We start from the raw sequence: 9,846 nt of genomic DNA on the forward strand, positions 1-9,846 counted from the left end.
CAATGCGAAAATTAGCACTTATATTTGGCACGCTATGTAGCGTGCCATTAACTGCCAATAGTGTAGAGTGGTTTGAAAGTAATTCCCCTCTAACACAAGCACATCAACGACTTTTGAATAATGATCTTGAAAATATGTTTGTATCACTTGTTGAAGTGTGGCAACTGGAACATAACAAGAACATTAAAAATCATCTTAATGATCTATTGCTACAAGCTCTTACCGTTGATTGCGGCAAGGGACTAGATGCAAACCCACTTCCTAGCTGGATAACCTCCATTAATATCCGCCGCCTTGATATCCGTAGCCCTGGTAGAGACGCTTACCAAGTCTTGGTTGACGCAAAAAGCCAAAAAGAAATCAACTCTATCCAACTGACTCAATGGGTCGATAAGCCTTTGTCTAGTGATACGACTTTCAATAAAATCAATCGTGACAATGTCACTAACAGTTCTACTTCTTTTATTAAAAGATACAACCTTAACAGTAAGCCTGATATGGGACTCTACCGCTTAGATATATCAACAGCAGACAAAGAGTCGTGGAGCACTTGGGTTATCTTTACAGAGAGTAAAGCGAAGCAGACTGTACGTTGGGCATCAAAAGATCAATGGACGGTAGACAAAAACGCGCTTCTCAATCGCTTCTGCCCACTACCTAAACTCGGTATCAACGTATATGACTATATCGATGGTAAGTACAAAGAAGTATGGTCTAAAGAATTTGAATCTGATTATCCGACCACTTTAGAGGCTACAGACCTTCAACCTGATAGATATATCCTTGCTGTTTCGATGACTCATTTACGTTGGCAGGGAGCTATATCTATTGAGCAATCTCAGGTTATCAGCAAGACATACGATATTTCCGTAGAGGAATAACTAAAGTTAGTACACAATATGCCGTTATAAACGAAAAGGAACTAACGCTTTATATCGTCATGAAAAATAAAATTAAACTTCTCACACTTTCTATAGTGCTAAGCGCTCCAACAGCGTTTGCAGCTAACTATGCAATTGAAGCCCGTGGTGATGCGATGGGTGGAGTAGGCGTTGTATCAGGCAGTTTTTTAACTGGACCATTTTACAACCCAGCTTTAGTTGCAATATATCGCCGTAATGACGATGTTGGCATGATCCTTCCTAGTATTGGATTTTCATATAACGACCAAGATGGAATGGTGGATGATTTAGACACTATTTCGGATATTCTCGATAACCCAGACGCTTCGCGTATAGATGAGCTAAACACTACATTAGATCATATAGATGGCAGCATACTTAATGCTGAATTAGGTGGTGTAGTCGCATTTGCAATTCCGAACCAATTTATTGCTGCTAACGTTTACGGGAAAGCATATACAGAGACGTTTTCAAATCCACAAATAGCGACAACTTGTTCTACACCTTCAGATGCGACGGCGTGTACATTAGAGAAAGCACAAAATAGTACAGTAAACGCAGTATCAGTTGCTGTAACTGAGGTCGGAATTACATTAGCCAAATATCAAACATTCCTAGGACAACATGTAGCTTTTGGTATTACACCAAAGTTACAACGTATCTATACCTATGTATATGAAGCTAGTATGTCAAACTATGATTTAGCTGATGTTGCAGACAATGGAAACGGCGAAACGATGTTTAATATCGATGCCGGCGCATTATGGTTTTATGGACCTTTTAGAATCGGTATCGCGGCTAGTGATATGGTTAGTCGAGATGTACAAACATTGACAATTCCATCTGCAGTTTCAGGAAATCCATCGATTAGCTATCAATATGAAATGCGTCCTCAATACACTGTAGGTGCGGGTATTGTTGCTGATTACTTTACTCTAAGTGTTGACTACGATCTCAATGAAAAAGAACGATATGTAGATTTTGATGACAATACTCAAATGATTAGAGTAGGTGGCGAAATAGATATTCTAAGACAGCTTAAATTCCGTGCTGGCTACTATAAGAACCTAGCCTACGATAACAGCGAAGGTACTGTAACTGCAGGTATTGGTATTTCACCACTCAATCTTTTCCAGCTTGATCTTGCTGCTAGTTATACCAATGAAAACGCAATGGGGGCTTACATTAACTTCCTTGCGAGTTATTGATCAAGTCATTATAGTAAGGCTCCTTTAATTGGAGCCTTTTTTATGTTTGATGATTTCCCACCACTATCCCATGCAGAGCAACAAGAAGCAGTCGAAAAGATACAGAGTTTAATGTCTCAAGGTATTAGTACTGCACAAGCGATAAAAATAGTTGCCGAACAAATTAGGCAAACAAAACAAGAAGAACAAAAAAACAAATAGGGCACGAGAGTGCCTTTTTTGTTATCTGCAATTTTTACCCGTGTAATTATTACTACTTTAATATCATTCTCATACAAGCGGCAAAGCTCAAACATCTAACTAAGATATCCACTCTTCTGAAAAAGTTACACACCTTCAATCTCATGTGAACGTAAAAAAACCGTACAAAAATCATATTAAGTATTATATATCATTAACTTATGACAGTATAATCATCTAGCAACCTCTTTAATTAGTTTGCGTTTGTAATTTTATTACACAGGACTTTCAGAGGTAAAAATCAGGTAGTAGATAATCCTGTTCTGTTACGGTGTGATCGCTTACTAACCATTGGGAGCCTATTTATAAAGGGAGTTGGATTATTGTTATAGGTATGACGCCTAACCATGTGTATATCATTTACGATTTCATGATGATGGTGTTGGATAGTGCAAACCGATACTTGGAGCAATTCACTACTTATCAGATACCAATGACCAACAGTTACATTGTCATGTACAATTAAGATTAATCATTGAAAGAAACAAATAAGTTTTATTGGCATAATTGGGATGGCAAAAAATCAATTAACGATTTAAATTTATGAGCAATCTTGATGTAGGAAAATGCAGGAATGTAAGCAGGTTATCAATGAGTTACGGAACTATTATGATAGGAAGTGTTATGAGTTTACAGATTAATAACCAGTGCGCATTATATTGGATTATGACAAATAGTCGTTATTTAACAATAACTTACCATATGTTGTATTTATATACTAAATCCCCAAGATTGTCACGAAATGCATAAAAATAAGATATTCAGAGAGTTTGTGTGCAATCTGAGTATCGAAGAAACGGCAGAATTGTGTTTTAAAAGTTCGAGAATGGTCACACTGTGGGATAATGGAAAACCTATTCCACCGGAATGTAAACGGCTCATGCGCTACGCGAAAAAGCGCCAAATCAGTGATCATAAGTCGTGGGATCAATTCACTATGATCAAAGATAAATTGGAATTACCGACAGGTCAGTTGGTTGCACCACAACAAATTTTAATTGGTATAGCATTGTTAAGCATCCAATCAGAACTGGAACTTAAAACAACCTCCAAACTCATTAAGTACTCTAGATCGTTAGCCCGAATGCTTGTTGAATCAAAAATCTCTAAGTAAATGAATTTACTAACTATTGTAATGCGTCACTAACAAGGTGATATGTGTCGCATTGCAAAACACCTTTCTAAGACTTTAATTACACTATGATAAACGCTTCATATATAACGCATGCTTTTGTTTAAGCATGTAAAAAATGAAACGTCACAGGCATACTAAAAATTATATATTCCGCGAGTTCGAGTGCGGGTTAACAGTCGAAGAAACGGCAGAGCTTTGCTTTAAGCACATAAAAACGGTTAAAGAGTGGGATAAAGGCAGAGCAATACCACCTGAATGCAAAAGACTTATGCGAATGTATCGAACGCGCGATGCGTCAAAAGAAGCAAACTGGCATCAGTTTAAGATTACTAACGGACTGCTAGAACTGCCCACAGGTTTACTTATCACACCGCAACAGATCCTTTTAGGTGCTGCATTAATCACTGAAGGATCTGAATCCACAAGAAAGACATCTTTATACTTAATGAAAACGGCTAGAGCGTTGGCAAATATTCTAGTTCTGCGAAGCGATTTCAGTCCCCAAAACAGAGAACGCCGATAGTTCGGTGGAATTTACCCCCGTAATACAGATTCGGGGGTTTTGCCTTTCCTTCAAGCGCATCACGCTTGTGCGTGCGCTCGTTCCGAGCACACACTCAATCGTAATTGCGCTTTATTAGTCAGACGGAAAGCCGCTATTCGTATGCTGCAAAGCTATGAGCAACTTTTGATGCTGTAGGTTATTAGGTCGTTGGGCTTGGCAGGAAGGGGGAATTTGATTCCATCAGAAGAATAGGGAAGCTCCGCGCCACTTAACGACGCGAGACACTCAGCATTTGTGTGGGCTTGGTGCCTCGGTCGCGTAACACGCTCCCTTATCCCTTCGGGTAATTAATTTTCAGGCTTACCATCAAGTTTTTGTGATAGTTTAGCTTTCGCTTCTAGATTCTTTAAATCGATAATAAAGTTCACACTAGATGCTATAACTGCGTATATACATAGTAGTTGAGCATAGGTTAATGCTAGTAGCCCAAAAACACCAAAACCATTAAATAAGGCCTTGTATTGTATATAAATAGATGTTTTGACGATCAGTGTTCTAGTGGCAATACCTAGTAAAAGCAAAGCCAGTACAGTTGCAGAAATAACAACTACACCTACAAGAAGCTTAACTCGCTTTAGATCTTCATTTGAGAACAAAGCAGATACTTTCGATGGCTGAACAATACTCAACACTGCGTTGGGATATACATACGCAATCCATATACCCATTATTGTAAAAATCATCACTGATGTGTTTTGCAAAATAGTAAACAGCGGCTCAACATCGCTAAATCTAATGTTGAACCTAAAGCAGTAACTAATTAATGCTAAAGCCGTGATCACTAGACCATGACCCAAAATCGTTTTCATTTTAGATTATCCGTAGCAACGCAGGATCTACAAATGTGTCTTGTGGCGTTTCAGCTTCACCACCAAAAGGTGCAAGCAAACCATCTCGCCTAAATTCAAGTGCGGTAAGTAAACGTCGAGCCGTATAATGACCAGTTTCGTCAACACCACCACCTGTAGTATCGTCAATTGGTAGAACACTTTTTACTACAAAGCTGTTTAACCAGCAAATGCCCCCAACACCTTCTTTTCTAAATCCAATATTGCGCCAACCATCTAAGCCACCATCATAATCTTGATTGTATTGCTCAAAGATTTGCTGCAATTCTGCTGCGGTTGGTTTAGCTTCGATGTTAACTTCAACTTTACGAGTATCTTTAGTGATTTCAGCAGACACAAAAGGAAGACCACCAAATAGGCGAGTCCAATCGGGCTGATTCTCAGCTCTTGCAGCTATGACATCTCTCTTTACGAAATGCGTAATATCGCGAGCAATTGCACCTAAGTCAGCTTGGGTTGTCAATTTGGTAAACTGTTTAGATAAGATTTTCAGCCAGAGATTTCCTGTCTCACCAACTTTTTGAGGAGGAAAGCAAACGGTAGTATAGGACCCATTTTTACCTTCTTTAACTGATCGGTTCTTTTCTCTAATGTCTGCATGTAACCAAATGAAATCTCTAAGATACGAGTTCATTAAATGTGTATCTGCAATCGAATTTGGAAATCGAATCGAGGCAAATAGATTTTTAGACGGAATATACCAATAGTATGATGCTTCACCCCAAATTACTCGGTCACCTTCAGCAGCGGAATTTGCATCGTAAAGCGTATTGTCGTCAAGCCTAGCGTCAGCTTTTATTCCATACACTCCATCACCACTACCAATTGCCCGCCATAAAACAATCATATAGTCGCCAGTAGTCGCGTCCTTTTCAATTGCTTTGAGGTACACCTTTTTGCGATGGGCATATCCAGGGGTTTCATCATCCCACAAAAGAGTATCTTCAAGAGAGATTCTATCTTGAAACCAAGCGTGAAGCGATGAGAGAAGGACGTCCATATCTAATGGTTCGTTATACTCTTCATCTTTACCATAACGATAAAATCCAAGGTGAGTATATTTGAAGAAAGTGACTAAACCAGTACTCATTAATTCATCTCTTAAAAACACATAAATATTAATCAATAATATTCATATATTATTCTTATTAAAGACAGTGTTCTGTAAAGTGTGAAGTCATACTTGTTCTATATATATTACTACGTCGAGAGTGCGATTAGTGGCTTTTTCAGAATCTGACCGAAACAACACGCCTAAGTAGGGAATGTCACCAAGAACCGGCACTTTCATGGTCACGGTTTGTGAATCTCTTGCCATCATGCCGCCTAGTGCGATGGTTTGACCGGATTTGACTGTCAGAACGGTATCGATTTGTCGCTTACTCGTGACAATGTCACTGGCTTCCACGGATTTATCAACACGACTAAGCTCTTGTTTTACCCTGAGTTTAATATCGCCATTCAAACCAATCATAGGCTGAACCCAAAGCGATAAACCCACGTCTTTACGCTCGATAGTCTGAAACGGTTTACTACTTCCATCTGTCTCTGTGGTGTACGAGCCGGTGATGATAGGAAGCTCCTGACCAACACTAATCAATCCGCTGTGTCCGTGCAGGATGCTGATTTCAGGGCGGCTCAATATCTCGGTTTTGTCATTGGACTCAATCCAACGCACAAACGCATTAAAATCATCACTGGTCGCGGTAAAGTTAGGAGAGCCGGTCAAGAACGCAATCGCTGAACCATCGAACGCCGTCTTAATTGCACCCGCACCGGCAGCGAGATTCACGGTTAAATCTCGTAAATCACCGTCTACCGTTTCCACAATCACAGCGCGTATCTTCACTTGTTTGAGTGGTTTATCGACCGTATTAATGAACTCGGCAATGTCACTGTGCATCGATTTGGGCGCGGTGATCATTAGCGCAGAGCCTGCAATGATACTGTCTACATTGGTCACATCAGGCACATCGAGTACGGACGATTGCACCACGAGCGACTTTCTCAGTGGTTCAAGTAAATCATCAGCAGTCAGATAGAGCAGCTTATAGGTGCGTGTAACGATTTCATTGCCGCCAGTGAGTTTGTTGCGCTTGTCTACCCGAATGACCGAACCCGATTCAATGTAAGTGAGGTTATGAGCGCGCATGACGCTAAACCATACATCACGAAAGTTCGCCGCGCCCGAGGCTTGATAGAGCTTCAAATCACCGTTCACAGACGGGTCAACGATGATGGTCTTATCAAACACCTTACTGGAGATAATAAAGAACTCGTTGAGCGTCTTACCGGCGAGGTTTGCTTCAAAGGCAAAAGCTCGGGAAGCAAGACACAGCAAGGCGAGGGCAAGGATGCGTTTCATCAGTAGAGTCCACCTTTGTTAAGCGTGACATTGTCACCATTTGAGCGATTTTGGGCTGTTTTGCGGCGTTGATTGCTGTCGGTTTCGACCTCGAACGGGTCAAAATAGCCATAGCGGGCAATGTTAAAACAGGCGTTGGTTTCCAGTGCGTAGGCTGAACCTTGCTGTGTAAAACAACTGCATTGCTTTCTCACAATCACACAAGTGAGTTCTGGATATTGGTTTGCATCGAACGTGAGCGAGTCATACACCGGCGCGGAGAACGGCAGGGAATTGAGCCTAGGGAGAAACTTTTCCATATATACTGTGTTTATATCCAGTATTTTTACTTCTTCCGTATTTTCGGCACTTTCAACGTTGGAAACCTCGCTCTGAACCACCTCAATGGCAGCCGGTGTGACCTGTTTTTGAAACCACGAATAGAGGTAGAACGCCGCCGCGCTGATACCTAAAATGCCTACAGTTAAACCGATGATGCCTTTCTTTAACTGTGGATCGATTTTGACCTTTTGCGTGTGCTTGATGGAGCTGAGATAGACGCCATAGTATTTGTTATCGCGTTTAACTTTCTCTTTCTCAGCCTTAGCGAGTTCGGTCTTGTTGGCAGGGTCAAAGCCCTCGATGTGGAAATATCGATGCAGCCAATCACCGCCGATGAATTCGTAATGGACGTAATACTGCATACGCCGGCGAATCACTTGGTCAACGTCTTTGAAGTCTTGGGAGATGTAGACCAAATCAATGCCTTTGTGCCGGTGCGTGGTCACGAACTTCACATCAGGGGACATGGCTTTACCCGCCGTTCTGTTGCCCCAAATGTTCTGCACTTCATCAACCAGAATCACCGAACCGGCAGGCAGTGTATGGATCTCGGTGGGATCATCAAACGCCGTCCAAGACAGGTTCAAGTGTTCAATGTCCTGATAGGTGATGGATTCTTCATCGAGTTCAAGCACCGCTAACGCTTCTTTAAACGCAGCGAGGCGCTTAGGGGATGCGAGTTTCTTAAACCAGTGCATCCACTGTTTGAACGGCTCGTGCTTCTTGTAATGAAACGCCAGATAGGGAAAGTCTTCGAGTGTGGCCAGACGTTGCTCGGTTTCAATGCGCAGCAGTTTAGACTCAAGCTCCTTGTTGTGACTGTTGGCAGGGAAATAGACGCCATACAGCCACCCTTGGAAACTGTCACACACTTTGTAATCGAGCAGCATGACGCGAATGCCGTGATAGTACACAGGACGCTCCGCGAAGTTGTCGTTCTCGATGATGAACTTAATCGCATTGAGACTTTTGCCTGTTCCCATGCCGCCACTGAAACCGTGCAACATTGCTTTTGCTCCTTACGCAGGGTCAACCGGTTTGCGCCACGATGGACGATAACCGGTTGCCGACATTAAGCCGTTCAAGGTAAAGGAGAACACCACACAGGTGAGCACCACGTTGATATAGGTATCCACACCCGCCATGCCCATGAGCGCCGCGAGTTTTGGTGTCACGCCGTTCATGTTGGTCTGTATGTAATCGGCAACGGTATCGATCGCCATCGATACGCCGGTGTAAGCCACAAGAGAGAACCCGACCGACAGCGCCACATAAGTGGCAAGCCCTTTGGCAAGGCTTGGAATGAGAGGGACTAACACCGTGGCTAAAAATCCGATGAAGTACTGCATATTAAACGGCTCCTTGTGTGCGACCGATGATGAACAATCCCGTTAGCCAGGCGAACGCAATAAGTAGGGGTCTTAACAGTTCGGCGTAGCGACAAGCGGGATCAAACTTAAATTCAATGGATTTGGATTCGCCAAAAGCGCGAAACGAAATGCGCTCAGGCGCAGGACAACCACCGCCACCAAACGAGACACCGCCACTCAGATACTTTTTGTTTATGCGTGAGTAATCAATGGTATCGTTTTGCACCAGTAGCGTTTCGTTGTTGAGTAACTTGATGCCCTTAAACGCTTCTTCAAGTTGGGCGAACTCATCGACCGTACACGTGCTGTCGTACTGGACTTTGAGCAGGGCGCATTGAATGACATCACCGCGACACTCGAAAATCGATTTGTCACAATCGGCGCTTGCCATCGGTTGCTCGGTTTTTTCGTCCTCTTCCTCTTCTTTGGGCTTTTCTTCTTTGCCGGTTTCATTAGGAATGAGCGCACTGCTATCGCCTTGGATAAGATGCTCCAACATTTCACGCATCAAGCCGAGTTGATGCTGAGAGAATTCGTTGCCCCGTGAGAGCTGTTCAAGCAGCTGACCACCAAGGCTTTTCAAGTTGCTGTTCACGTTTTCCAAGTGCTGATTGGAGAGCGAGACTTCTTGCACAATCTCATTATCACCGGCAGACAGCTCTGTATTGTCGGGCTTTTCCATCGGTGTAGGATTCGGCTCGGGTGGGGATTGTGGCGGCTCTTGTTTCTCACACAGTTGCGGATTCAAATCGCAGAAGTTGGGGTTCTCTGTTGGGATGTCTGCACCTGTACCGGCAGTGCCATCACCGGCTCCGTTCTTTGAGCCATCGAGTGGCGGCAGCTCAGGAATAGGCTCGTCTTTCTTTTCGGTTTGTGGCGGTAGGGCGCAGGA

Annotated in this window: 11 protein-coding genes; 5 read left to right on the forward strand and 6 right to left on the reverse strand. The window is 42.6% G+C overall.

The window, feature by feature from the left end; all coding sequences use genetic code 11:
- Positions 1-2 precede the first annotated feature (2 nt).
- The 5 genes from ACOSVQ_RS08795 to ACOSVQ_RS08815 all read left to right on the forward strand — a co-directional run bounded on the left by ACOSVQ_RS08795 (position 3) and on the right by ACOSVQ_RS08815 (position 4,008).
- Positions 3-881 carry a DUF2861 family protein gene (locus ACOSVQ_RS08795; protein ID WP_491982168.1) on the forward strand — a complete coding sequence of 293 codons (879 nt, stop codon included), beginning with the start codon at positions 3-5 and terminating at the stop codon, positions 879-881.
- Positions 882-940: 59 nt separating this feature from the next.
- A complete protein-coding gene (locus ACOSVQ_RS08800) occupies positions 941-2,110 on the forward strand; it encodes a conjugal transfer protein TraF (protein WP_491982169.1) in 1,170 nt (389 codons plus the stop codon).
- A 42-nt stretch (positions 2,111-2,152) separates the two neighbouring features.
- Positions 2,153-2,311, forward strand: a complete 159-nt coding sequence (locus ACOSVQ_RS08805) for a YoaH family protein (RefSeq protein WP_491982170.1) — start codon at positions 2,153-2,155, stop codon at positions 2,309-2,311.
- Between the two features lie 865 nt (positions 2,312-3,176).
- Positions 3,177-3,464 (forward strand): regulator, encoded by a 288-nt coding sequence (locus ACOSVQ_RS08810; protein WP_491982171.1) that lies wholly within the window; start codon positions 3,177-3,179, stop codon positions 3,462-3,464.
- Between the two features lie 295 nt (positions 3,465-3,759).
- Positions 3,760-4,008 carry a regulator gene (locus tag ACOSVQ_RS08815; protein WP_491982172.1) on the forward strand — a complete coding sequence of 83 codons (249 nt, stop codon included), beginning with the start codon at positions 3,760-3,762 and terminating at the stop codon, positions 4,006-4,008.
- Between the two features lie 329 nt (positions 4,009-4,337).
- Here ACOSVQ_RS08815 and ACOSVQ_RS08820 read toward each other — a convergent pair whose 3' ends face one another.
- The 6 genes from ACOSVQ_RS08820 to ACOSVQ_RS08845 form a co-directional block, all read right to left on the reverse strand.
- Positions 4,338-4,859, reverse strand: a complete 522-nt coding sequence (locus tag ACOSVQ_RS08820; RefSeq protein ID WP_491982173.1) for a hypothetical protein — start codon at positions 4,857-4,859, stop codon at positions 4,338-4,340.
- Position 4,860: 1 nt separating this feature from the next.
- Entirely contained in the window at positions 4,861-6,024 is a 1,164-nt protein-coding gene (locus ACOSVQ_RS08825; RefSeq protein ID WP_491982174.1) for a hypothetical protein, read from the reverse strand.
- A gap of 51 nt (positions 6,025-6,075) precedes the next feature.
- Complete coding sequence (locus ACOSVQ_RS08830) at positions 6,076-7,263, reverse strand: type II secretion system protein GspD (protein ID WP_491982175.1); 1,188 nt, start codon at positions 7,261-7,263, stop codon at positions 6,076-6,078.
- The gene (locus tag ACOSVQ_RS08835; protein WP_491982176.1) at positions 7,263-8,591 is read right to left on the reverse strand and encodes a zonular occludens toxin domain-containing protein; all 1,329 of its coding nucleotides are present in this window, start codon (positions 8,589-8,591) and stop codon (positions 7,263-7,265) included. The genes ACOSVQ_RS08830 and ACOSVQ_RS08835 overlap by 1 nt, the downstream gene beginning before the upstream one ends.
- 12 nt (positions 8,592-8,603) lie before the next feature.
- Entirely contained in the window at positions 8,604-8,933 is a 330-nt protein-coding gene (locus ACOSVQ_RS08840; protein WP_491982177.1) for a DUF2523 domain-containing protein, read from the reverse strand.
- 1 nt (position 8,934) lies between these two features.
- A partial coding sequence (locus ACOSVQ_RS08845) for a virulence factor TspB C-terminal domain-related protein (protein ID WP_491982178.1) occupies positions 8,935-9,846 on the reverse strand: 912 nt, incomplete at its 5' end.

It is taken from the genome of Vibrio sp. HM8-C, assembly GCF_058630515.1.